We start from the raw sequence: 24210 nt of genomic DNA, 5'->3' as shown, positions 1-24210 counted from the left end.
CGGCATCGATTCGAGGAAGGCGCACGGTATGACCCAGCCCCGCCTGGCCACCCCCGCCGACGCGGCGGAGATCTCCCGCCTGCGCTCGGAGAACATCCTGTCCGAGCCCCTGGACCCGCTCTGGCTGGCCCGGTGCACCGACCAGCTGACCGTACGACTCGCCACCGGAGGCGACGCGCGTGCCTACGTCGTCGAAGCCGTCGAGGGCCGGCTGGCCAGCTGCGCACTCGGGCTCGTCCACGCGGTCCTGCCCGCCCCCAAGTACCCCAAGGGGATGGCCGTACGGATCCAGGCGGTGGCCACCGACCCCGATCACCGGCGCCGCGGTTACGCCAAGGCCGCGCTCACCGCGCTCCTGGACCATCTGGAAGCCGACGGGGTCACCCTCTACGACCTGCACGCGAGCGAGGACTCGGCCCCGCTCTACGCAGCGCTCGGGTTCACCGCGGACCCGGCGCTGATGCGGATGACCCGGCTCCCCGGCCGCGCCCCTGGACGCACCACCTAGCCGCGGTTCGCCACCCAAGACACGAGCTATCTGATGGCCTATACGAGTTGAGGAGCACCGCTGTGGGGTACGTGGTTCGCGCGGAGTGGGAGCAGCACTACGCGCAGGGGAAGGGGTTCAGGCTTCTCGGTGACGTCGAGCGGGCTCTTCTCGCCGAGCATGTCCCGGCTCCACAGGAAGGCGGCCGGGCTCTCGATGTGGGCACCGGGAAGGGTGAGCTCGCGGTCTACCTGGCGTCCCTCGGCTACACGGTGGACGCCACCGACTTCGCCGACAGCGCGCTCGACCACGCCCGGCAAGAGCACCCTGGCGTGGAGGGTGTGCGCTGGATTGGGCTGGACATCGAGAACGGTGACCCTGTCGATCTGCACCCCGACGGGTACGACCTGATCACCCTGCGCCTCGTCGTGCCGTTCGTCTCGGGGCGAAGCCGCGTCCTGCACCAGCTGGGCGAGCGCCTGCGGCCCGAAGGCGCCCTCGTGATCATCACCCCCACCGCGGAGAACACCCCCGAGGAGCGGAGGAACATCGCCCTCGACGAGAGCGAGATCCGCGTTCTGACCGAGGGCTGGAAGCAGACAGAGCAGCTGGACGCGGAAGGGCTCGCCGTCTTGGTCCTGCGCGGCCCCTGCCCCACCCCGACCACGGCAGTGGAGAAGGGGCAGCCGACCGGACACGCGTTGACCGGCGCCCTCGCCGTCGTCACCGACGAGGCCGGACGCGTCCTCCTCGCCAGGTCCACCCGAGGGATGTGGGAACTCCCTGGCGGCAAGCCGACCGGATCGGAGGATTTCGCCTCTGCTGCCGTCCGTGAGCTGGAGGAGGAGTGCGGGCTGATCGCCTCGCCCTCGGACGCGTACGTGGTGACGATGCTTGCCGACGACAGCCACGGCGTGCCCAGGCTGACCGCGGTCGTACGCGTCACCGCGTTCTCCGGCACCCTCACCAACCCGGAACCGAACCTCTTCGAACGAGCCGAGTTCCACGACCTGCACACCCTCGCCCGCATCGGGCCCGTCTTCGCCCCGGCCGCCCAGGCCCTGGACGCGATCTGGCCCGGCATCATCCCGGGCCTGCCCCCGGTCCACTCCTACCCGCTCGCCACCACCCACCCCCCGGTGCCCGGCGAGCCCGCCGAAGCCGTCCGGCTGCGCCACTCCATGGCGGCCAAGATCATCGCAGGCGGGTGGGCGCCCTCGAAGCGCGTGCAGGAGGCCCTTCACGAGATGGCCAGGCACCGGTACGCGCCGGAGAAGGATCTCAAGACCGCCTACGACGACGACTTGTGCATCAGCACCCGCCGCGATGAGGCCGGGCGGAGCACCAGCTCGGTATCGGCGGCCTGGCTCCACACCGACATGGTCGAAAGCCTGCACCTGCCGGAAGGCGGGCACGTCTACGAGGCGGGATCGGGCGGCTGCAACGCCGCCTTCATCTCCCACGTCGTCGGACCCACAGGGTCGGTAGTCACCGGCGACATCGACCCGTACGTCGTGCGCCGCGCACAGCGATTCACCGCAGAAGCCTACAGCGGGCAGGTCACCGCGTTCCAGGGCGACGCAGCGATCGGAGCCCCGGCCTGGCTCGTTCCCCGCGGCGGATTCGACGGCAGCATCATCACCTACAGCGTCTGGCAGATCGCACCTGCATGGCGCGAGCAGCTCGCCGAAGGCGGATATCTGGTCCTCCCCCTGGAGATCCACGGCTACACCCGTGCGGTCAGCTTCCAACGCGACGGGGATGTCCTCCACGCCCGTAAGTTCACGCACTGCGGCTTCGTGCACGCACAAGGCGAACACGCGCGGACCGTTCCCGTTGTCGACCTTCTCGACGGTGAGCTGCAGCTCCGCTTCGAGGACGGCGCGCCCCAGCCGACGCAGGGGCTCGAGGACGCGTTGCGAGGGCCACGCCACGAGGTGGGCACGGGGCTGGTTGTGAGCGGCGAGTTCTACTTCGGGGGCCTTCAGCTGTACGCGGCTACGACCCTGGCGGGGTTCTGTCGGCTGGCCGCCCACGTCGATAAGGGCGCGGGGATCACCCTGATCGCGAAGGGGTCCGACGCGCCGGCGATCCTCGGGGACCGGTCGATCGCCTACCTCATCCACGTCCAGACCCGCCGCGGAGTCACCCCGAAGGACAGCGAGTGGGAGTTCGTCGTGCACGCCTTCGGCGAGCAGGGCCCGCAGCTCGCCGAGCGGCTGGTGGACACGGTCAGGGCCTGGGACCAGAACGTGCGGGCGAACCCCGATCCGGCTCTGAGCGTCCACCCTGCCGGAACCCCGGACCACCGACTGCCGCCCGGTGACGTCCTGGACCGCCCGCTGTCCCGGATGGTGTTCCAGTGGGCGGGGCGTGACGGCCTCCTCCCGGCACCCGTTGAACGAGCGGTGCACGTAGGGGCGGATGCGGAGGAGCGGTGATCGTCTGGATCAACGGGCCATTCGGGGCCGGGAAGTCGACCCTGGCGACCGGTCTGCGCGAGGCACTGGCCGGATCAGTGGTCGCGGACCCAGAGGATGTCGGCTCCCTCCTGCGCAAGAGCATGGCCGGCCACGCCCTGCGCGTGCGCGACTACCAGGACTATCCCGCGTGGCGGCGGCTGACCGTGCAGCTCATCATCGAGCTCTACCAGCTGACCGGCGGGACGGTCATCGTCCCGATGACTGTACTCAAACGGGCATACGCGGACGAGATCCTCAGGCCACTCCGCGAACTCAGCACCGAGGTCCACCACCTGGTGCTCCACGCTGATCCACGGCAGCTCGAAGCCCGGATCGCCGCGAGCCAGGAGTACCCCGACGGCGCGCGCAGCGAGGCCGTCCGCTCCCACCGACGCCGACGCGCCCACGACTACGAGCAGGCCGCGGCCGAGTGGCTGCACGACGCCGGGCACGTGATCGACACCAACGCCCTCACCCCCAAACAGACCCTTCAGGCCGCACTCGCCCACCCCTACAGCCGCTGACCCGTCCAGACCGGAGAACCGCACCATGAGCCCCCTCGCAACCCAGACCATCCGACTCGGCACCCGGCCCAGCCCAATGGCGATGGAACAGACCGGCCGCTTCGCCGAGACGTTCCGTACCCAACATCCCGGGACCACCCTGGACATCTTCAAGATCACCAGTGAGGGCGATGCGCACCGCGGACCGCTATCCCAGATCGGTGGCAAAGGCGCCTTCTGTCTACGGTGACCGTGTTGTCAGAGGTCGTGTTGCCGTACGTGAGGCGTGCGTTGTGGACGAGTGGCAGCTGTTCTGGACCGGCGCGGACGTTGTGGCGCCGGCGTCAGAAGCTGGTGTTCTTGACGGCTGGGAGGGTCTCGCAGCGCGCGAGAGCCAGCTAGGGATTCGTACGGGGCAGCCAATCCTTCTTTCGCCTGCGGGACGGGTCGACCCGCGGCTGAGCCGGATTTTCAAGTCGCACTACTTCGCTCGGAAGTCCGAGGGGACTCGGCAGACGTATGCCCCCTGCTACCGCGTGTTCTTCACCTTCCTGTGGCAGCGGGGCCTTAACTGGGACGAAGCAACCCCAGAGGACCTGGAGGACTGGGAGGACTGGCGTTTGCGAGGGCTGGGCAACCGGAACACGATCACGGGGTCAACGTGGGGCAAGGAACTTGCGGCTCTGCGCTTGCTCTATGACATCGCGAGGAAGCTGAGGTTCGTCGCGGACAGTCCGGTGCTTCTGAGGTCGTTCGTCCTGCCGGACGGAACTATGGTGGAGTCGGCGGAGCTGGCTCCCGCTGATGTGCGCGGCTCGGACGTGAAGTGGCTGACGCCACGGGCCTACAGGCTGTGGCGGGACGTTGGTCTGGGCGGGCTGCTTTCGGATGGTCTGGAGAATCCGAGCTGGCCGGGCCGCAACGACGCCCGGGACACGTCGTACGCGGATCTCGTGTACTCCTCCGGGCTCCGGCGCAGGGAGGGCGGAACGCTGCTCCTCGCGGAGCTGCCAGAGCTGACTGACCGGCGGTACTACGCCGGCAAAGTGGGAACGGCTGTCGCAAAGCGCGCCGGCCGTACCTTCTACGCCAGCCACGGCGCGCTACGGACGGTGGAGTACTACCGGCTGTCCACGCGGGCCCAGGCCGTAAGGCGGGCTCAAATGCGGGGACTGTACGAGCAGGTGCCGGACAAGCGGATCCTGGAAGAGGTCACGCGCCGGCGGATCGCTCGCTGGTCGGAGCCCGACGGCAGACTCGGCCAGGCCCACCTGGACAAGCTGAATGTCCGCCAGCGCATGAAGCTCTTCGTCCGCGCGGCTGACGGGCTGGAGCCGGCCATGGTGTGGCTGACCGAGTCGGGCATGCCGATGGCCTACCGCAGCTGGACCAAGACCTTCGAACGGGCTAGCGAACGATGTGCGGCGATGGGGCTCACGGTGTTCGCGACCCCGCACATGCTGCGCCACTCCATGGCCTTGCGGATGCTTCTGGCCCTCAACCATGCACTGGACCGGCGTCTGGGACTGACGCCCGGTGAACGGCGCCGGTACGAGGAGGCTTATGGGACGGTCTGGTCGATGGTGAAGGACCTGCTCGGACACCTGTCGGAGGAGACTACGAAGGCCATCTACCTAGAGCCGGTCCGCGGGCTCCAGCTGGAGACGCTGCTCAACGATGAGGACCATCCGGTGAACGACCTGATGCTGAGCGAACTGGCCCGGCGAACCGGCCTGATCTTGGACGCCGTGTGACGCGAGGGAGGGGCAAGGCGACCCTGCCGCCTGCGGACTACCGGCGCCGGAGCACCGTCGATGCCTCCGGACTGATCTGTACCCCGCTGGGACCCGCCGGCCAGGACCTGGGCACCTACAACTTCACTCAGTGTCCGGGATCGCTGGAGATCAGGCGGGAACTGGCGGCCGGCTTCGCCCGCGCCGCCAGGGCCTGGACCAGCGCGGCCAGCTGCGACACCCACGCCAAGGTGGTCCGCCAGTTCCTGAGGCATCTGGAAAAGGAGTATGGGAAGACCATCGGACACGTTGGCGAGATCAGCGCAGGTATCTGGAACAGGTGGGTGGACGCAATCGAAACCAGGCGGATGCTCGGTGCCGTCCTGCGCCAGGTGCCTTCACTGCCGGCGGCTACGCTCGCGGCGATGTCCGTTCGAAGCCGCTGGGTCCGCAAGGCCGCGCCCAAGGAGAGCTTCTCCCGCACCGAACTGCTGATGATCCGGGACGAGGCAGCACGGACCGTTCGGACTGCCCGCCTCCGGATCACGAGCAACGCCCGCCTGCTGGAGCGCTGGCGGTCCGGCGAAATGACCGACGGGGACAAGGACTGGCCATGGGGTGAGCTGCTGGACATCCTCAGCCGCGACGGCGACTTCCCAAGGACACCGAGCGGGTACCCGCCCCATCCCGTCCGGCGGGAACTGGCCCGCCGCTTCGTGCCGCCCGGCCGCTACCACCAGGGCATCTCTGCTCTCTTCCCGACGGTCGTGGAAAAGGGCGCGGCCGCGGTGCTGCTGATCTGCCACGAGGCATGGAACCTGTCGGTGCTCGCGGCAATGGAGGTTCCGTCTGTGTGGCCGAACGGAGACGGGGACACCGCGGAGCCGGTGGTCCAGCGCGTCGAGACGGACAAGGCACGGCGTGGCTCCCGGCTGCGGCACAGTACGAACAACCTGGTCAACGTCGGTGAGGACACTGCAGGGTGGGCCTTGCGGCAGGTCGTTGACATGACCGAGCAGGTCCGGATCACGTTGGCGGGGCTTGGCTGGCCGAGCAGGGCCCTGTTGTGGTCGCGGGGTCTGCACCGGGGGGAGATGTTCAACGATGGGTCCACGGGGCTTGAGCACGCGATCGTGGACTGGTGCGAACTCATGGGTGCCCGCGGCGTAGCCCTGCCACCGGGTATCGGCGCCCGCAAGCTGCGGCATTCGGTGGAGGTCGTCATCGGCGCTCCTCACAACAACACCCGGAAGGTCCACGACGACGCGTACGTGCGGCGAGACCGTCGGGTCATCGAGGACTCCCCGACCGCGGTGGCTGCCGGGCTGACCAAGGCGGTGGAACAGGCACGCGCTCACGTCAGGATGAGGGTCGTCACCGTGGACGGCGGCGACCCGGAGTGCCAGGCCCACGCTGTCCAGGGCCAGGTGGGCATCACGCTGGAGGCCGCCCGGCAGTTCGTCTCGGGCGATCTCGATACGGCTGTCGGGGCGTGCCAGGACTTCGACCACAGCCCCTTCAGCACCGACGGCCCCTGCTCGGTGTCCTTCCTCCTGTGCTTCGCCTGCCCCAATGCGCTCGCCACCGGGCGCCACCTCCCACGGATCGTCTACCTGTTCAAGGCGTTGGAGGCGCTGCGGTCGGCGGTGGCGCCGGCCGTGTGGATGGCCGACTGGAAGGAGCACCACGCCCGGGTGGGTGATCTCCTGGCCGAGCACACCGTCGAGCGGGCCTGGCCCGCTCTTCTGGGCCGGCTCACCGGGTCGGATCGGGAACTGATCGACGCGATGCTTGAGAGGAAGCTGGACCCGTGACACGCTCATCCGGCTCTGCGCTGGCGGGCCCCGGCCTGGTCGATCCGCCACCCACCGCCCTGGTGTTCCCGCCCGCGCGAGTACGGCGGGGTGTCGAGATGGAGGTCCTGCCGCGGTTTGCCGACGACCGCTGGCAGTTCGCCTACCTCGACCAGCGCGAGACCACACGTAGTTCCGCAATCCGGTGGAGCACGTTCCCGGCCCCGCTTCGGGCATCCTTCAAGCGCCTGGCCTGGGCCTTGGTGCACATTCCCACGCCGCCTGCCCTGATGGACCAGCGCGCCTCAGTGACCCGCTCGGTGGTCACGCCGGCGACGATGATCCTCACAGTCCGATCCTGGCAGAACTTCGCCGATTGGGCCGACCGGCGCTCAATTACCCGTCTCGACCGCGTGAGCCGTGAGGACCTTGAGCATTTCGCCACCACCCTGACGGACAGGAAGGGCGCGGGTGCGGACGAGCGGGTCCTGTTCGCCCTGACTCGTGCCTGGGCATACGCGCCCTTCATGCTCCCCGGCGACCGCCTGGTGATGCCGCCGTGGGCAGAGCCGGCGAGTGCGCCCGGTGACTTCACCGACTCCAGCAACGGGCCCGCTCGCGGAGAGAACCGCACACCGGTCATCCACCCGGCGACGATGTCACCCCTGCTCGTGTGGGCCCTTCGCATGGTCCTGGACCTGGCACCCGACGTCCTGGCCGCCCGCCGGGAATGGCAGCGGCTCGAGGCCGCCGTGGTGCCGCCGGGCTCGGCTCCGAGGGACGGCCGGGACCGCCTTCGCGCCTACATGCGCCAACTACGGGCGAGCGGTGAGGGCATCCCGGCATACAGAGGACGGTCCACTCGAGCTGTGAGCGCGCGATGGGACACGAGTGGGCCCGCCGCGAACGTCCGCTTCATCGCAGGACTCCTCGCGGTCACCACAGGCCAAGTGCAGGATTTCCTTCGCGGCGGCCCTGAGCCGCTGGTCGGACTAAAGTTCGCAGACGGTGCCGCCCTGCCCACACCGATCACCGCGGCCGTCGATGGAAAGGCGTGGACCCACAGCATCGACCACAGCGAAGTGCGGGCGCTGACGGTGCATCTGGCTACGGCCGCCACCGTGGTCATCGCCTACCTGTCCGGGATGCGGCCCGCCGAGGTTCTGCACCTGGAACGCGGTTGTGCGACCAGGGAAGAACGCGCCGACGGCACCGTCCGCTACCGCGTTGCCGGCCGTCACTTCAAGGGCGTCACCGATCACGAGGGCAACACACGACTGGAGGGGGAAATCCGCCCCGACCCCTGGACCGTGATCGAAGTAGTCCACCGGGCCATCCAGGTGCTGGAGAACCTCTCCGACGAGCAGCTGCTGCTTCCCCGAACCATCAGCCCGCATCACCGCGCTGCCGGGTATCTCGCGCGCGGGCTGTCCAGCGACACGGTCACGCACTGGATCAAGAGGTTCATCGCCTGGGCGAACGAGCAGGCCGCCATCCTGGAGCGGCCTCACGAGATCATCCCCACCGATCCGGACGGTGATGTCACACTTCGACGCTTCCGCCGTACGGTGGCCTGGTTCATCTACCGCCAGCCCGGTGGACGCATCGCGCTCGGCCTGCAGTACGGCCACGTCGGCGCATCCCTGGCCGAGTCCTACGGCGGCCGGACCACGGCCGACATGCTGGACGTCCTGGACTTCGAGCAGGGCATCGCCATGGCGGACGCGCTTGCCGAAGCCAGCGAGCGCATCCAGTCGGGCGAGACGGTCAGCGGTCCAGCTGCCGACCGCTACCGCGCGGCGGCTACCCAATACCACCACCATGCGTACGACGGCGCCTTCGTCTCCAAGGCGCAGCTCACCGCGCTGAGGAGCAACCCTCGCCTCCAGATCCACGATACAGATGCGGCCCTGCTCGCCTGCAACTACGACGCGTTCAAGGCGCTGTGCGACCCCGAACGCGGCCGGCCCGGCGCAGCGGCGCAGAAGACGCCCAGCCCCAGCCGCTGCAATCCCTCCTGCGGCAACGTCTCACGCACCGACACGCACATGGAACGGGCACGCCGGGAGATCACACGGATCGAGAGAGAGCTCGCTGATGGGTTCGACCCGCTTCCCCTGCGTTCACGCAAACTGCAGCGCACTGCTGCTCTACGCCTGATCATCGACAACCACGAGGCCGCACGGCCGACGGAGCCGGCGTGAACGGGACGGGCTCATGAACACCCCCATGACCGGCGCGCACGAGATCACAGCAGACCCAGCGAGCGGGCAGGACGCCTCTGCCCCAGTACCGATGGCGGCCGCCATCGCACAGACCGTTGGAGCTGTCCTGGCCCAGAGCGCTGCGCTCACCGCCCCGAGTACCACAGTGGATGCGGACGAGATCAGAGCGATCACCGACGCCATGATCCGGCTCCTCATCGGTGTTCCGTGCCGCTCCGACGGACAACTGACCGTGAAGTCGCTGGCCGCCGAGGCAGGGCTCAGACGCAACAAGCTGACCCACAAGCACACCGGCCTCAGAGACCTCTTCTACGCCCTCGTCCGAGCCCAGGACGTCCGCCCCAAGATCGCCGACAGCCTGAAGGCCGATAACGACACGCTGCGGAAGCAGGTCTCACGACTTCGAGCCGACCGGGACGCGCAGGCCGCCCAAACCGCCCAACTCGTGCGAGTGATCCAGGTGCTCGAACTTGAAAACCTCCAGCTCCGCGAGTCCGCCGACACCACCGGCGTCATCCGGGTCCTCGCCCCGCGAGGACATTAGCCACCGCAGCCAGGATCAGGTGCCCCTGGTCCGGTCTAGGCGAACATCGGTAGAGCGGTTTCGGAAGCGAGCTGGGCCAGCTGGAGCTTCCAGACCCGGGTGCGGTAGCCGTTGGATCCGCCGGCGTCGGCGGTGATCAGCAGCCGTGTCGCCTGCGGGTAACTGGCCTGGCCCTGGCCGTGCCACCAGCGGCGGATCGATTCCACTGCGAACGCGGCGGTGTCGTGATCGGTGCCGACGTTGACCCAGCCGGTGTTCGCGGTCAGGTCGTAGATCCCACAGGGGACGGCTTTGCCCAGCTGCGGGTCGGCGAAGTCGTGGACGCCGACCGGGACGGGCTCGCCGACGGGACGCCACTGGCGGCCGCTGTTCTTGAACTCGCCGACGCGTTCCTTCTTCTTGGTGTCCACGCTGATGACCGGCTGGCCGGCGTCCCGGTGGTTGCGGGCTTGCTCGTTGAGGTAGCGGAACTGGGCATCCCGGTCCGGGTGCTGATTGCCCTCGAGCGTCTTTGCGTTCGCCTGCAGGCTGAAGCCCTCTTCCCGCAGCAGGTCGCCCACGGTAGCGGCGCTGATCCGGTGCCCGGCCCGCACCAGCTCCGCCGCGAGCGTACGGGTCGATTTCACAGTCCACCGCAGCGGCGACATCGGATCGCCCCTCTCATCGGGCTCGACCAGCGCGAGCAGTGCCGGCCGCACACCCGGGTCCAGGTCGGCGACTCGTTTGCGTCCTCCGCCGGGACGCCCGACCCGTCCCAACGGCTCGTCGCCGGATTCCAGCTCGAACACACCATCGCGGACCGTCGTCTCACTGACCTGGGCCGCCCGAGCGACAGCGCGGATGCCACCATGCCCCAGCAGCCGGGCCTCGGCCCCCATCAACAGCCGTCGCTGCCGCTAGGCCGTGTCTGACAAATGATCACGGGCTGGTTGGCGGAGCCAGAGGATCAGCGAGGCCAGGACGACTCCGGCACGGTAGCGGTCGGCGAGCTTGTCGAACCTGGTCGCGATCGCGCGGAATTGCTTGAGGCGTGCGAAGCATCGTTCGACGACGTTGCGGTCGCGGTAGGCCTCCTTGTCGAACGCGGGCGGTCGGCCGCCGTGGCGCCCTCGGCGCCGACGGTTGGCCGCTTGGTCGCGGCGCTCGGGGATCGTGACGGCGATGCCGCGGCGCCGCAGCAGGTGCCGGATCGCCCGGCTGGAGTAGGCCTTGTCGCCCAGGACTCGGGTCGGTGTCGTGCGCGGGCGGCCGGTGTCGGCTCTCGGAACGCGGATCCCGTCGAGGACCTGACCGAAGGCGGTGGCGTCGTTGACGTTGCCAGGCGTGAGCACGATGGACAGGGGCAGGCCCCGGCCGTCGACGGCGAGGTGGACCTTGGTGGTCAGCCCGCCTCGGGACCGGCCGAGGGCCTGGCGCGTCTGCGAGCGGCCCGGATCTTCCAGTTCGTCCCCGTCTGCGGCCCCTTTTTACCTGCGCCGGCGGCATGCTGGTAGGCCCGGTTGACCGTGGAGTCGACGGCGACGGTCCACTCCACCCGGCCCACCGCGTCGTCGCGGACCTGCACATGCTCCAACAGCCTCGCCCACGTACCATCCGCCTCCCAGCGGGCGAACCGCTCGTAGACGGTCTGCCACGGCCCATACCGCTCCGGCAGGTCACGCCATGGAGCCCCGGTCCGCAACCGCCACAGCACACCATTGACCACCTGCCGGTGATCACGCCACGGCCGACCACGCCCGTCCACCTGCGGCAACAAGGGCTCTATCCGCTCCCACGCCGCTTCCGTCAACTCGCCTCGCCCTGCCACAAGATCAATTATCAGACAGGCCTTAGTCCAGATGCGGGAACAACACCGCAATCTTCGCGGAGAGTTCGATACGGGTCTCGTCCGGGATGCGCATACCAGACCAACGAGCCCCAGGTCGGGAAGCAACACCTTGATGATCTGCAGGCCCTTAGCCCTGTCTGTCACGTTCCTATCCGGGCGCGCCCTGCCCCGCACTGAGGCCGTCCAGCAGGAGGTCCCCGAGTTCGGAGAAAGCGTCGCCTGCGGTCAGGCCGGTGCTCTCCAGAAGGGCCCCCGACTGGAGTGCGTCGATGGTCACTGCCACGACCTGGGCGGCGAAGTGTCCGTTGAGCGCGCGGAAGACGCCAGTTTGTACGCCTTCCTCGATCATTTGGTGGACCCGGTGCGCGGCGGCAGCGGAGTTCTTGCGGTAGATCTGTGCGGTCGGTTCGTAACCCACCATGTCGTCGTAGAAGGCGTTGGAGTGACGGCGCATGGCCGTGCCGATGCCGGCGAGGTAGACCCGGATGCGCTGCCGGGGGTCGGGCTCGGCCTGGACGGCCTGCTCGATCTCGGCCGTCACGGCCCGGAAGAAGGCGCGGGTGACCGCCAGTACCAGCTGTTCCTTCGTGGAGGCCAGGCTGTACAGCGTCGCCTTGGAGCATCCGAGCCGCTGGGTGAGCTCATCCATGGTCACCGCGGTGAAGCCTTCGGCCAGGATGATCGCCTCGGCCTGACGCAGCAGTTCGTCCCGCCGGCGAGTGTCCACGACCCGCCGGCGGGCCGTTTTGCGCGGGCGTCGGTCGCGCGAGTCAGTTGGGGCCGTCACCGCAGCAGTCTCCCATGGACGTCATCGCCGGAACCGGCGGGTGGTCGTCCGGGACGGGAGTCCGAGACTTACGAGGGGGTACCAGGGTACCGCTCGACGTACCTGGGCTGCGACGGTCCCCGCTGGCGATCCGACGGCCGCAGCGTGACCGTGGATGCGGCGCTCTACCGGATCGAGGACCCGATCGAGATGCCGCCGTCCACGTCCAGGACGATGCCGGTGATGTAGCTGGCGGCATCGCTTGCGAGGAAGGCCGCGGCTTCGGCGATGTCCTGGGGGCGGCCGGTGTGGCGCATGGGGATCTTGTTGGTGAGCTTGTCGCGTGCGGGGCCGTTCATGGAGGCGAGCATGGGTGTCTCGATGAGGCCGGGTGCGATGGCGTTGGCGGTGATGCCGTGGCGGGCGCCTTCAAGCGCGAGGGTGCGGGTCATGCCGACGATGCCGGCCTTGGCGGCCACGTAGTTGGTCTGGCCGAAGTTCCCGCGCCATGACATGGAGGAGAAGCTGACGATACGGCCGTAGCCCTGGCGTTTCATGGGGGCGAACGCGGCGCGGGCGCAGTGGAAGCCGCCGGTGAGGCTGACGTCGATGACGGCGTGCCAGTCGTCGTCGGTGATGTCCTCGACGCGGTTGTCGCGGAGGATGCCGGCGTTGTTGACCAGCACGTCGATGCGGCCGAGATCGGTGGTGACGCCGTCGATCCAGGCGTTGACCTGGGCGGAGTCGGTCACGTCCACCCTGTCGGTGCGGAGTTTGGCGTCGTGGGCGTCGGTGATGGTCCCGGCGGCGTCGGTGAGGGTTTGTTCGTTGACGTCGGCCAGTGCGAGCGTGGCGCCCTCGGCGGCGAACCGGGTCGCCATGGCGAGGCCGAGGCCCTGTGCGGCCCCGGTGATGGCGACGACGCGTCCCTGGTAGCGATTCATGTGTTGTCCGCTTTCGTGGTAGGGGGAGTGAGGAAGGCCCGCAGGGCGTCGGCCACGGAGCTCGCAGACCAGTTGTCGGCGAAGACGTCCAGTTCCTCGCGCAGGGCCTGCTCGGGGGCCATGCCGTCGATCCGGTGCAGCAGCGTCTTGAGGTGTTGCTGAGCGGGGCGGTGGCGGTCGGCCAAATGTTGGCAGATACGGGTGGCGGTGGCGATGAGGTCGGCCTCGGGCACGATCGCGTGGATCCAGCCGGTGTGTGTGAACGCGGTCGCGGGGATCAGTTCGCCGGTGAGCAGGAGCCAGCGGGATAGTCCCCGTCCGACCGCGTCGGGCAGCCGGACGCTCGAGCCGCCGGCTGGTACCAGACGCCGCTGGAGGTGGCCGTCGCCGATGAGGGTGGTGTCGGCGGCGACGACGACATCGCAGGCCAGCGCGAGTTCGAGGCCGCCGGCGACGGCGTGACCGTGTAGGACGGCGACCCAGGGTTTCGGGCTGGCCGCGATACGGCTGAAGCAGGCCGACACGTCGGTGAGGAAGTCGACCGGGTTGTCGCCCGCGTCGTGGAGTTCCAGGAATTGGTGGAAGTCACCGCCGGCGCAGAAGCTCGGCCCCTTGCCTGCCACGGCGATGACCGCTGTGCCGGGGTCGGCCTCGGCGCTGGTGATCTGCTTGTTCAGGGCTTCGATGAGGGTGACGTCGAGGGCGTTGCGCCGCTGAGGGCGGTTGAGCAGGAGCCATCGGACGGTGCCGTGTTGCTCGACGAGCAGGGGTTCCGTGCCGGTCAACGGGGCTCTGGGGTGGTGAGTTCGGTGTGTCGGCGGTTGCGCAGCAGGTAGCGCTGGGTCTTGCCGCTGGGTGTCTTGGGCAGGGCGTCGATGAAGTGGATTGTGCGCGGGTAGGCGTGGGCGGCGTAGCGGGTCTTGACCAGTTGTTGGAGTTCGGTGGCCAGGTTTGGTGAGCCGTTGTCGCCGTCGCGCAGGACGACGTACGCCTCGATGACCTCGCCGCGGACGTCGTCGGGTGCGCCGATCACGCTGCACTCGGCGACGGCGGGGTGCTGGGCGAGGACGCTCTCGATCTCGAACGGCCCGATCCGGTAGCCGGCCATGATGATGACGTCGTCGTCGCGGGAGGAGAAGAAGAAGTCTCCGTCGGCGTCGATGCGCCCGGCGTCGCCGGTGAGGTACCAGTGGCCGTCGGGGGTGAACTTGGAAGCGCTCTGTCCGGGGATCTGGTAGTCGCGGAAGGTCATCAGCGGGCTCCCGGCGACGTCGATCGCGACCCGGCCGAGTACGCCCGGTCCTGCGGGCTCGTCCTTCTCGTCGGCCAAGACGGTGAGGTTCCATCCGGGTACCGGCCGGCCCATCGATCCCGTCTTGAGGGGACGGGTGAGTTCGCTGTGGTGGTGGTTGGCCAGGGGCATGCCGACCTCGGTCTGGCCGAAGTGGTCGTGCACGGCGAGGCCGAGTGCGGCGTGTGCCCACTCGTTGACCTCGGGAGTCAGGGGCTCGCCGGCGCTGGACGCCCGCTGCAGGCGCAGGCCCTGTGGGACCGGCACCGGCGAGGAGCGCAGTCCCCGGTACACGGTGGGGGCGGCGGTGAAGTCGGTGACCTGGTGGTCGGTGAGGGTGCGCCAGGTTGTCTCGGGGGAGAAGCCGCCGGTCAGCAGCAGGCTGGGGATGCCGGCGGCCATCGGGGCGACGATGGCGGCGTACAGGCCGTAGGCCCAGCCGGGGTCGGCGGCGCACCAGTAGCTGCTGCCTTGGGTGACGTTTAGGGCGTACTCCAGGTAGATCTGCCATCCGGTGATGTAGGAGACGGGGTGGATGACGCCCTTGGGCTTGCCGGTGGTGCCGGAGGTGAACATGTGCACCAGTGGGCCGTCCCCGCTGGTGGTGACGGCGGGTACCGGTTCCGGTGACGCGGCCGCGACGAGGGCAGAGAGCACCGTGGCACCGTGCGAAGTGCTGTTTCGGGTGACGACGAGGCGGCGCTGGGGGTCGTCCGGCAGGTCGGGGCCGGGGTCGAGTTTGTGGCGCTGGTCCGGGTCGACGATCACCACGTGCGCTCCCGCGCCCTCCAGGCGCAGGGCGATGGCCTGGGGCGCGAAGGCGGTGAACAGCGGGACGTAGACCGCGCCGAGCCGCCAAATCGCCAGGATGACGGTGACCAGGTCGGTGCTCTTGCCCATCAGGGTCGCCACTCTGTCACCCGGACCGACCCCCAGCCCCTGCAGTGCCCGTGCGTACCGGTGCGAGTCCGCGGTGAGCTTGCCGAAGGTCAGCGTCGATGCCTTTCCGTCGCCGTCGACCACGGTGAAGGCGACCCGGTCGGCGGGATGCCGGTCACACAGCAGGTGGGCCACGTCGAGGGAAGGAGCCGCGAAGGTCGAGGTCAGCTCGGCGACCCGGTCGGCGGCGCTCACGGCTGGTCCTTGCGGTCGATGACCGGCAGCACCAGGCCGCTGGGTTGGTCCGGCTCGTGAGGGATGTGGTTGAGCGCGGGAACCATCTGCTCCTCGCCCTGGCGGGCGATGTTGGCGGCGAGGGTTGCGCCGTCAGGCATCGGGACCCGGACGTCTATGTCGTGTAGGTGCTGCATCGGTGCTCCTCGTCGAGCTGCGGCGGCGGTGCCTGGATGTGGGTACGTTAGGAGGTACGTTCGTACCCTGTCAATTACCCGCACGGGAGACGGACCGCCGCGACCTGCTGCGACGGGATGACTTCCGTGTCCACTTGTCGTGTTCAAACCCGTTCCTTCATCCCTGATGGTGTCGACGGGTGCTTCGTTGGCCGTGGCGCCCATGGCAAAGGGGCGCGCCGGAGACTGCTCGTCAGGGGCGGGATGGCGGGTGCGCGGAATCCGCCCGGAACGCTTTCAGGCGTCGTGTCGGCGGATGCCCGCGACTTTGGGAGGGTCCGCGGCGGGTGCGGTTCTGCTGATGATTCTGGCGTGGCGGCGTCGATGTGGCACAGACGGCCCGCCCCCGCGCAGGGCTCCTGGTTGTTCTCGTAGACGGAGCACTGCGGGGCCCGGCACTGGCAGGCCGGCGTCCGGACGGGTCGCGGCGGCCTTCGCGTGGGCGAGCGCGCGTGCAGGGGCGAACCGGCGCAGTGCCGCGATGTCCTGGGACCACCTGGCTGGCGTGGCACCGGGCGAGGAGCAGGTGACCGACGCTGTGCGATCGCTGTGGCCAGCGATGCGGATGGTCCACAGTCGGCCTAGACCCCGCCCCCTGCGCCCCCGCTCGCCACCGAACCGATCTGTAGATCGAGGTCGGCTCGGGCGGCAGAGCGAGATCAGATCAGGCGGCCACTCTTTGTGGCGCTGATCGGCGCTCCGCTCGCGTTGTCGCTGCGCAGGACCGCCTCTTCGGCGGCGAAGTCGTAACCGCGATAGCTGAGCCAGTAGCAGGCACCTCCCACCGTCAAGCCAACGAACACAGCGAGGTCGGCGCCACCGATCGCATCGGTGACTGGCCCGATGAACGCGCTGGTGTTCATGAACGGTACCTCCGCGGCGGCGCCCAGCGTGTAGGCGAGCAGGCCGCGGCCGTTGATCCGGCCGTAGATGCCGTCAGCCTTGAAGATTTGCGCGATGGAGTAGCGGCCACGGCGGACCAGGAAGTAGTCGACGAGGTTGATCGCCGTCCACGGCGCGAAGAGGTAGAGGAGGAGCGTCAGATAGGTGCCGAACGAGCTGAGGAAGTCGTCAGAGGCGAGGAACGTCAGCAGGATCACGACCGCACTGACCGCTAGGACCGCGACTGTTCGCAACCGCGCGGTGGGTCGAATGTCCCGAAATGTGTCGAGCATGCTGATGAGGGTGAGGGCCGAGCCGTAGGTGTTCATGGCCATCGTCGCGATGAGCCCGAGCAGGCCGATCAGCACGACGATGCGGCCAAACCCGGCAGTGGCCGCGTCGCCTGCTGCGACCACGCCAGCGACGGCGTCGCCGGGTACGAATCGAGCCGCCAGCAAGGCCCCGAGGGTCGCGAGCCACATCGAGCTCAGGCTCATGCCGAGGTAGGTGCACCAGAACATCGCCCGTGACGACACTGTGGGGGGCAGGTAGCGGGTGTAGTCGGAAACGTAGATCGCCCAGTTGATCTGGTAGCCGGCTGCCAGACCGAAGACGACCAGGAAGGGCGTCCATGCGAAACCATGAGCTATCGGGGCAACTGCGGCTACTGTGGCGTCGCTGCCGACGGCGACGACGGTCAGAACTGCGAAGGAGATGAGGAAGGCAGGGGTGATCCACCGGGTTGCGTGGTGGATCCAGTTGTACCCCAAGAGTGCGATGACGGCAGATATCGTCACCACGGCCAGAACCGATGCCGTCTTCCCGAGGCCGATGCCTACGGACAGGCTCTGCGCCGCGAGAATGCAGGCGAAGGTGTTGAAACCGATGTAGTTCACAAGTGCCAGGACGAAGACGCCACCTGCACCCGCGTACCCGAATTGTGGACGCGACTGGATCAGTTGGGGCAGTCCGAGGTGGGGTCCCTGTGTCGAGTGCAGCGCAGCGAAGATCGCGCCAAACGCGGACCCGGCACAGGCAGCGATGATGATCCAGAGCAGATCGGCGCCGAGGGCGACCCCCGCTGCCCCGACCGCGACCGTGCCGACATTGGCATTGCCGGCGATCCACACGGGTGCGACATGCCACACCTTCCCGTGTCGTTCGCCAAGCGGGATGTGATCGATCGACCGCGCCTCGATCGCAGATGCTGCGGCGGTGGAGGGGTCTTGAGCGGCTTGCATTGGGTCACCTCGACTGTGCCAGTGGCCTCCGCCACATCAATGGGGTAGCTATGTATACAAGTGAGCGTCTTGCATGTAAATACTTGACTTGCATTTGCTGGCTGTGTCGGCCACCCCGAACCACCTGAGAGGTGACATCATGACCACCCCCTTCGCCAACGCTCCTGGCGAGCGGCGCGCTGAACGTCTCCCGCTGACCGAACCTCCGCCGCACGCCCGCCAGCACGCGGTGCCCATGCGCGACGGAATTCGGCTCGCGACCGATACGTATCTCCCGCCCGCGGGAGACGGGCCGGTCTTGCTGGCACGACTGCCGTACGACAAGACCAGCGCAGAGTGCTTCATGCCCCAGATCGCAGACTGGTTCACGGCCCACGGTTACGTCGTCGTGGTGCAAGACGTCCGCGGCAAACTTCGCTCCGACGGTGCTCTCATGCCGTTCGTCGCGGAGATCGACGACGCCTACGACACCCTGGAGTGGATCGTCGCTCAGCCATGGGCGACCGGCCCAGTGGGCATGTTCGGCGACTCCTACTACGGCTTTACTCAATGGGCCGCAGCTGCCAGTGGCCACCCGGCACTGTGTGCCATCACCCCGCGAGTGACGGCCCCAATGTTGCGGCGCGCTGTTCGCCGGCAGGACGTCTTCCCACTCGAGCTGTGCACGGTGTGGGCACTACAGACCTGGGTCGACGAGGGCCTCTACGACTACGAAGGGACCATCGATTGGCGCGTACGGCCACAGTCCGAGATCGCAGCCACCGCCTTGGGCGGGCGGCGCCCCCTCTTCCTCGACGAGTGGGCCACCGGGAAGCTGGATGTGACAACGCTGCCAGTCACCGACCGCATCCCCACCTTGCACCTGGCCGGCTTCGACGACTACTTCCTCAGCGACCAGCTAGCAGCGTGGGAACAGGCACGGACTGGACCCGCAGAGCACCTTCTTGTCGTCGACGTTCGCGACCACGGCTGGACTGTACGGCGTCCGACCGGTGAGCCGTATGCCGACCCGTTCGCCAGTCCGGGCGCCCAGAAGAAGTTTCTTGACGACTACCTCGGCCTCCTGCTGCCCTTCTTCGAGCGCCACCTCAAAGGCGCCGAGCTGCCGGTACCGGCCGCTGTGCGGTGGCGGCTGGGTTCTGAGGAGTTCCGCGAGGACGACCACTGGCCACCGCGCGGCACGACCGAGGCCTCTTTGTTCCTGACCTCCGATGGCCGCCTCTCCCCCGCGCCCAGCCCAACCAGCGAGGTGCGCTGGCACCATGATCCGACCGATCCTGTTCCCAGCCTGGCGCATCCGCACTACCCGAACATCGACCCTCCCGACGAGTCTTGCGTTCTCGGTCGCGATGACGTTGTCAGTTTCGTAGGCGAACCGGCCGAAGCGCCCATGGAGATCCTCGGCCGGGCCACCCTCGCGGGACGGTTCCGGGGCGGCTGTGGATCTGCACACGTCATGGTCCGGCTCCTCGACCTCGCACCGGATGGAACTGCGCGCCGCATCGGCGATGGTGCCGCCCTCGTCCGGGCCCCCTGGCCAGCTGAGGCGACCGTCGACCTCGGCGTGATCGGTTGTCGACTTGATGTGGGCCACCGCCTTGCTGTCCTGGTCTCGGGGAGCAGCTTCCCGCAGTACGCTGTCCACCCCGGCACTGACGAAGAGCCGTGGACAGCCACTACCGTCACCACGGTTGAGCTCGCCATGGCGACCGGAGGCACTGCCGGCACCGCGCTCACGATCGGCATCCTCAACCCGGCAGGATCGGCAACGTGAAGGGTTTCCGGCCGCATACGAAGACGCCGATCGAGCGCACCCCCGCGTCTGCCCGCGTCTACCACGAGCTTCGACGCCGGATTCTGCACGGCGAGCTTGCGGCAGGCAGCCCGCTCAGCGAGATCGAGATCGCGGGCGAGCTAGAAGTTTCGCGGACACCGGTCCGTGAGGCACTGCGAGAATTGCTCTCCGATGCTCTCGTCCTGGACGGACGTCGCCGCCAGTGCGTGGTGGCCGATACATCGCCAGAACTCGAACGTGAGGTGCTACTGATGCGCACCGCGCTTGAGAGTCTCGCCGCGAGAGAAGCGGCGACCGTCGCCGACGAATCGGGCAGCGACGTGCTGCACCTCATCATGGTCCGCACGCGACGGGCTCTCGCGGCCAAAGATGTCAACGCTGCGCTCGACTGCGACGACGAGTTCCACCAGCGTCTGGCCGCGATGTCGGGGCTGCCAATTGTCGCCGACACCGTCCGGCGACTACGCGGCTTCGCACGTCTGATCGGCCTGAAGAAGGGGTGGCATCTGGCCGACCTGCGCCGTTCCGCGGACGAGCACGAACAGATCATCGCCGCCCTCGAAAGCGGCGAACCTGATCTCGCCGAACGGCTAATGGTGGATCATCTCAAAACAGGAAGCGGCGAACACGGCCGACAGTAGGTCACCCGTGGCACTGCGCGCGCTCCGATCCCTTGGCTTGTGGCATCCCACACATTCGGACCGGGCGACATTGGCTGGGCACCGAATGCGGTGACAGGCTCGACCGACGAAGGTGTGGAGGTCGGTGCCAGCTCGCGGACCCGACCAGCGACAGAACGTGGTCGCGACCGAGGCCCCTCGCTCAAGGACGGAACGAGGGGCCTCAAAGGCCACGCGGTCGCCCCACCCTGCTTGATCGAAGATGTCTCCCGCCAACCGCTCGCGGGTGCAGCCGGCCCGCGGGTTCGGCGGTGGCGGACGCGGTCTGCCCGGTGACGGAGTTCGCGTTCGCCGCGAGGGCGAGGCCCGCCGGGCGAGCATCCGACACCCAGAAGCGGCTCCGCCGGCTGCTCCTGGTTCTCCCAGGTCCGTGGGCATGGCCGAGCTGGGAGAGAAGAAAGGATCGTGGAGACATACAGCACCTTCAGAGATTTATCGGAAGGTGACAACTTTCCGCGCGTCTCTCCGAAGATCGAACAATCCGGAAGATCCTCCTCCAACAGAGTCACGATCGTCAGCCGGCCGCCAGCCACCCGCCGCATCCCGACATCGGGAACGAAGTAGATCTGCGGGAAGAACCTGGAGAACGGGCCCGCAATAGGCGGGCAAGGGGCTGCGCCAACCCGGCTGCGGCTGAGGGGGATCGTAACGCGGCCTCAGTTGGCCGGCCCGTCGCCTTCCCACCCCCGGCAGGAACGAGGAAACGATGTGTGAACTCTTGAACCGCATCTTGTCCCGCCCCCCAAGCGAGTGGATCCGCGTCCTGCGCACGGAGCTCCCCGTGCTGGCCGACGAGATAGTGGAGGAGCTTCTGCGAGGGACACCAGGCTCTTCTGTGCTTGGGAACGGCAACGAGACCCACGACGAATTGCTTAGGCGCTCGCTGGAGGAAGCCTTGTTCGCCGCCCTGGGCTACCGGCAGCCGGAGAATCAGGGCATGAATGGCGGGGATCCCTGCCTCGAACACGAGAGCAACGTCCCACAGGAAGGCAGACACGAGGCAGGCCCGCCGGCCACCCAGAAACCCGCCCGCCACACCGGCGCCGGACCGGCGCACCACGATGGACACGGGGCCACAGACCGGGCCTCCGCAAGGCACTGGCACGAGCCTGGCGCACCGTCCGACCAGCCACGGCAGCATCTGTTCAAGGCGCTCACCGACGCCAGAGCCACCCCGCAACGGTCCCTCGCTGAGCTGGCCGAGGAGGCAGCCTGGCCCCTCCCGCCCGCCGTGCGGGGCGTCATGCTGGCAACCCCCGGAGAGATGCAACAGCTTGCGGCTGTCCTGCACGACTCCCTCCCTGGCGTGTTCGCGGGCCGGCCCTGCTTGCTCGTTCCAAGCGCGGGCTCGGACACCAGGGCGTGGCTGGAGGCCCCGCTGCGCGGCCGCCTCGCAGCTGTAGGACACGAGGTTCCCCTGGCGGATACCGCGTCCTCCCTGCGCTGGGCTCTTCGCCTGCTCAGCCTCACCTGGGCCCACCAAGGTCAGGACATACGCCCCGTCTTCGTCGACGATCATCTCTCCACTCTGATGCTCCTCCAGGACGAAACACTGCCCGCGGCGTTGGCTGCCCAATGGTTGAAGCCGCTCGCGGACCTGACCCCACGCCAGAGCGAGCGGCTCGAGGTCACTCTGCTTGCCTGGCTCGAACACGGAGGCGCCCCGGAGGTCGCGAAGGCCTTGAGCGTGCATCCGCAGACCGTGCGGTACCGCATGCGCCAATTGGAGAAACTCTTCGGATCGCAGCTCCGTGATCCTCGTGCCCGGTTCGAGCTGGAGGTGACGTTGCGCAGCCGCCAGCTTTTGGCGCAGGCTCGGATTGTGGACTCGCGGCAGGTCCGTCATTCGAGCCGCTTCATGACGGCGAACTTCACACCGGTGACCGCGAGGAAGATGGCCCGTATCAACGGCCTGTGACTTCGATAATCCAGCGCGGCTCCGCCCTCTCAGCGGAGGCGCTCAGCTCGAGTAGCTCGATAGAGCGTGTGCATCCACACGGCGAAAGGGCTGGCACCCGGCACGACGCTGGAGGCGCGGGCGGGCAGTCCGAGGCGGCAGCTGACGTACTTCCGCTCGCGTCGAGGAGCCGAACTGGGCAAAGCGTGGACAGGGCCGGACCAGGGACGCGAGAAACGCGCGAGTGCCGGATCGTGCGGGCAGTCCAGCTGGGCGTGTGTGCTTGCCTGCGGCGGTTGGCGCTCGGCGCTCCGTGACCAGCCTCACTCCGCACCGCAAGATCTGGATGAACGACCTACTCCACCGAGTGCTCCCGACGTCCCGCAGGCTCCTGCAGGAGCGGGCGGTGCGTCTTGAGCGCGATTCGTTTGGCCAGCCGACTCTGGACTTTTCAGCCAGATCGGACTTACAGCCCAGGCATGGGTGAAGTGGAAGACACTCAGGACCCTCGAATTCGGCTGTGGGCGCCGGTGGCCCAGGCCGTCGCGCTGCTGCTCGGCCCGTACGCGGAGGTCGTCCTGCATGATCCGGACACCGACCGGGTCCTCGGGATCTGGAATCCGATGACCTCCCGCGGCGTGAGACCCCTCGCTGCTGGGAGAGCTGGACGATCTCGAACCCTCGGCACAGGTCGTCTTCGGGCCGTACGAGAAGCTGCTCGTCGACGGCCGCCGACTGACATCGGCCAGCGCGGTCCTTCGCGATCGCAGGGCCGGCCCTCGGCGGTGCTGTGCATCAATCTCGACCGCACGCCGCTGGAACAGGCAGCCGCGATCCTGTCCGCCTTCGGCGCCCCCACCGTGCAGCGCCCGGAGCCACTATTCGAGCAGGACTGGTCCGAGCGGATCCAGCACACATCGGAAGCTACGTCCGCGAGAGGGGGCGCCCCGTCGAACGCATGACCCGCCAGGACCGCCTGGCCGTTCTCGGCCGGCTGGAGGAGGCCCGGGTGTTCGCGGTCCGCCGCGCCGCTCCCGTCGTCGCCGGCGCCCTGCGGGTGTCCCGTTCCACTGTCTACGGCCCGCTCGCCGAACTCAGATCACCGAACGCGAAGGACCGACCATGAACCGGCTGCGAGAACCTGCCCCTGGGTTACACCGAGACCTTCGGCGATCCGGCCCTGCGCGAGGTGATCGCCCAGACGTACGAGAACGCCGCCGCGGACGACGTGATCTGCTTCGCCGGAGCCGAGGAAGCCCTCTACCTGGCCATGAACGTCCTGCTCGACGCCGGGGACGACGCCGTGGTGGTGACCCCGAACTACCAGGCCGCCGAGACCGTGCCGATGGCCCTGCGCGAGGCCACCGGCGTGGCCCTCTGACCCGGACCGCAACTGGGCCCTGGACCTCGACGAGGTCGCAGCGGCGCTCCGGCCGAACACCCCGCGTCGTGTCGGTGAACTCCCCAACAACCCCACCGGAGTGTTCCAGTTGCGCGTGGACCGGTTCCCGTCAGCGTGACGGCGAGAGGGATGCCGGTGGCATCGGTGATCAGGTGGTGTTTGCTGCCCGCTCTGCCCCAAAGACTTCGTTCCGTCTGGGAGCCACCTCTCACGCGCGGATGTGGGAGCCGTCAACGGCCGCCCGGGAGAAGTCCAGAGCGTCCGCACGGCGAAGCTTCGCCAGAAGAACCTCGACCTCGTGCAGGCGGGGCCACACGCCGACCTCGGTCCACTCCGCCAGACGGCGCCAGCAGGGTCGCAGCGGACGCGGCACCCGCCTGACTGACTG

General features: G+C 68.3%; 21 protein-coding genes and 2 pseudogenes. 14 read left to right on the top strand and 9 right to left on the bottom strand.

Annotation, left to right across the window (positions count from 1 at the left end):
• Positions 1 to 28: 28 nt before the first annotated feature.
• From OG764_RS30615 to OG764_RS30580, 8 genes are all read left to right on the top strand, one after another.
• Positions 29 to 508 (top strand): GNAT family N-acetyltransferase, encoded by a 480-nt coding sequence (locus OG764_RS30615; RefSeq protein WP_328971574.1) that lies wholly within the window; start codon positions 29 to 31, stop codon positions 506 to 508.
• A gap of 62 nt (positions 509 to 570) precedes the next feature.
• A complete protein-coding gene (gene fxlM / locus OG764_RS30610) occupies positions 571 to 2928 on the top strand; it encodes a methyltransferase, FxLD system (protein WP_328971573.1) in 2358 nt (785 codons plus the stop codon).
• Entirely contained in the window at positions 2925 to 3473 is a 549-nt protein-coding gene (locus OG764_RS30605; protein WP_328971572.1) for an AAA family ATPase, read from the top strand. The genes fxlM and OG764_RS30605 overlap by 4 nt, the downstream gene beginning before the upstream one ends.
• Positions 3474 to 3498: 25 nt before the next feature.
• Positions 3499 to 3702, top strand: coding sequence for a hypothetical protein (locus OG764_RS30600; protein ID WP_328971571.1), 204 nt, complete (start codon positions 3499 to 3501; stop codon positions 3700 to 3702).
• A 43-nt stretch (positions 3703 to 3745) separates the two neighbouring features.
• Positions 3746 to 5206, top strand: coding sequence for a site-specific integrase (locus OG764_RS30595; RefSeq protein ID WP_051762651.1), 1461 nt, complete (start codon positions 3746 to 3748; stop codon positions 5204 to 5206).
• Positions 5203 to 6999: a hypothetical protein gene (locus OG764_RS30590; protein ID WP_328971570.1), complete on the top strand. Its 1797-nt coding sequence runs from the start codon at positions 5203 to 5205 to the stop codon at positions 6997 to 6999. Before OG764_RS30595 ends, OG764_RS30590 begins: the two co-directional genes overlap by 4 nt.
• A 98-nt stretch (positions 7000 to 7097) precedes the next feature.
• The gene (locus OG764_RS30585; protein ID WP_033215654.1) at positions 7098 to 9182 is read left to right on the top strand and encodes a hypothetical protein; all 2085 of its coding nucleotides are present in this window, start codon (positions 7098 to 7100) and stop codon (positions 9180 to 9182) included.
• Between the two features lie 13 nt (positions 9183 to 9195).
• The gene (locus OG764_RS30580; RefSeq protein ID WP_327386878.1) at positions 9196 to 9747 is read left to right on the top strand and encodes a hypothetical protein; all 552 of its coding nucleotides are present in this window, start codon (positions 9196 to 9198) and stop codon (positions 9745 to 9747) included.
• 50 nt (positions 9748 to 9797) lie between these two features.
• On the opposite strand, the pseudogene OG764_RS30575 reads toward OG764_RS30580, so the two are convergent.
• From OG764_RS30575 to OG764_RS30540, 8 genes and pseudogenes are all read right to left on the bottom strand, one after another.
• Positions 9798 to 10631, bottom strand: a pseudogene (locus OG764_RS30575) (ISAzo13 family transposase); the annotation flags it as partial.
• A gap of 12 nt (positions 10632 to 10643) precedes the next feature.
• A protein-coding gene (locus OG764_RS30570) for an IS5 family transposase (RefSeq protein WP_106971281.1) occupies positions 10644 to 11554 on the bottom strand; the annotation gives its coding sequence in 2 pieces (ribosomal slippage) (positions 10644 to 11200 and positions 11200 to 11554; 912 coding nt in all).
• A 169-nt stretch (positions 11555 to 11723) separates the two neighbouring features.
• Positions 11724 to 12302, bottom strand: a complete 579-nt coding sequence (locus OG764_RS30565) for a TetR/AcrR family transcriptional regulator (protein ID WP_266447290.1) — start codon at positions 12300 to 12302, stop codon at positions 11724 to 11726.
• Between the two features lie 224 nt (positions 12303 to 12526).
• A complete protein-coding gene (locus OG764_RS30560; protein ID WP_033215650.1) occupies positions 12527 to 13285 on the bottom strand; it encodes an SDR family oxidoreductase in 759 nt (252 codons plus the stop codon).
• The gene (locus tag OG764_RS30555; protein WP_033215649.1) at positions 13282 to 14070 is read right to left on the bottom strand and encodes an enoyl-CoA hydratase/isomerase family protein; all 789 of its coding nucleotides are present in this window, start codon (positions 14068 to 14070) and stop codon (positions 13282 to 13284) included. Before OG764_RS30555 ends, OG764_RS30560 begins: the two co-directional genes overlap by 4 nt.
• Positions 14067 to 15710, bottom strand: coding sequence for an AMP-binding protein (locus OG764_RS30550; RefSeq protein WP_328971569.1), 1644 nt, complete (start codon positions 15708 to 15710; stop codon positions 14067 to 14069). The genes OG764_RS30555 and OG764_RS30550 overlap by 4 nt, the downstream gene beginning before the upstream one ends.
• Positions 15707 to 15886 carry a hypothetical protein gene (locus tag OG764_RS30545; protein WP_033215647.1) on the bottom strand — a complete coding sequence of 60 codons (180 nt, stop codon included), beginning with the start codon at positions 15884 to 15886 and terminating at the stop codon, positions 15707 to 15709. Before OG764_RS30545 ends, OG764_RS30550 begins: the two co-directional genes overlap by 4 nt.
• Before the next feature lie 698 nt (positions 15887 to 16584).
• A complete protein-coding gene (locus OG764_RS30540) occupies positions 16585 to 18048 on the bottom strand; it encodes a purine-cytosine permease family protein (RefSeq protein ID WP_328971568.1) in 1464 nt (487 codons plus the stop codon).
• A 139-nt stretch (positions 18049 to 18187) separates the two neighbouring features.
• Here OG764_RS30540 and OG764_RS30535 point away from each other — a divergent pair, with 139 nt between their 5' ends.
• From OG764_RS30535 to OG764_RS30510, 6 genes are all read left to right on the top strand, one after another.
• Positions 18188 to 19822, top strand: a complete 1635-nt coding sequence (locus OG764_RS30535) for a CocE/NonD family hydrolase (protein WP_051762647.1) — start codon at positions 18188 to 18190, stop codon at positions 19820 to 19822.
• On the top strand, positions 19819 to 20484 hold the full coding sequence (locus OG764_RS30530) for a GntR family transcriptional regulator (RefSeq protein WP_051762645.1): 666 nt from the start codon (positions 19819 to 19821) through the stop codon (positions 20482 to 20484). Before OG764_RS30535 ends, OG764_RS30530 begins: the two co-directional genes overlap by 4 nt.
• 820 nt (positions 20485 to 21304) lie before the next feature.
• Positions 21305 to 22441 (top strand): PucR family transcriptional regulator, encoded by a 1137-nt coding sequence (locus tag OG764_RS30525; RefSeq protein WP_244290657.1) that lies wholly within the window; start codon positions 21305 to 21307, stop codon positions 22439 to 22441.
• 458 nt (positions 22442 to 22899) lie between these two features.
• Positions 22900 to 23382, top strand: coding sequence for a hypothetical protein (locus tag OG764_RS30520; RefSeq protein ID WP_328971567.1), 483 nt, complete (start codon positions 22900 to 22902; stop codon positions 23380 to 23382).
• Entirely contained in the window at positions 23379 to 23546 is a 168-nt protein-coding gene (locus tag OG764_RS30515) for a helix-turn-helix domain-containing protein (RefSeq protein WP_244290656.1), read from the top strand. Before OG764_RS30520 ends, OG764_RS30515 begins: the two co-directional genes overlap by 4 nt.
• Before the next feature lie 63 nt (positions 23547 to 23609).
• Positions 23610 to 23801, top strand: coding sequence for a hypothetical protein (locus tag OG764_RS30510; protein ID WP_033215642.1), 192 nt, complete (start codon positions 23610 to 23612; stop codon positions 23799 to 23801).
• A gap of 125 nt (positions 23802 to 23926) precedes the next feature.
• On the opposite strand, the pseudogene OG764_RS30505 reads toward OG764_RS30510, so the two are convergent.
• Positions 23927 to 24174 (bottom strand): annotated as a pseudogene (locus tag OG764_RS30505) (IS5/IS1182 family transposase); the annotation flags it as partial.
• Positions 24175 to 24210: the final 36 nt, after the last annotated feature.

The sequence above is a fragment of the Streptomyces sp. NBC_00239 genome, assembly GCF_036194065.1.
Taxonomy (GTDB): domain Bacteria; phylum Actinomycetota; class Actinomycetes; order Streptomycetales; family Streptomycetaceae; genus Streptomyces.
Note: the sequence above shows the minus strand (reverse complement) of the source record. Positions and strands in the feature narration are given on the sequence as shown.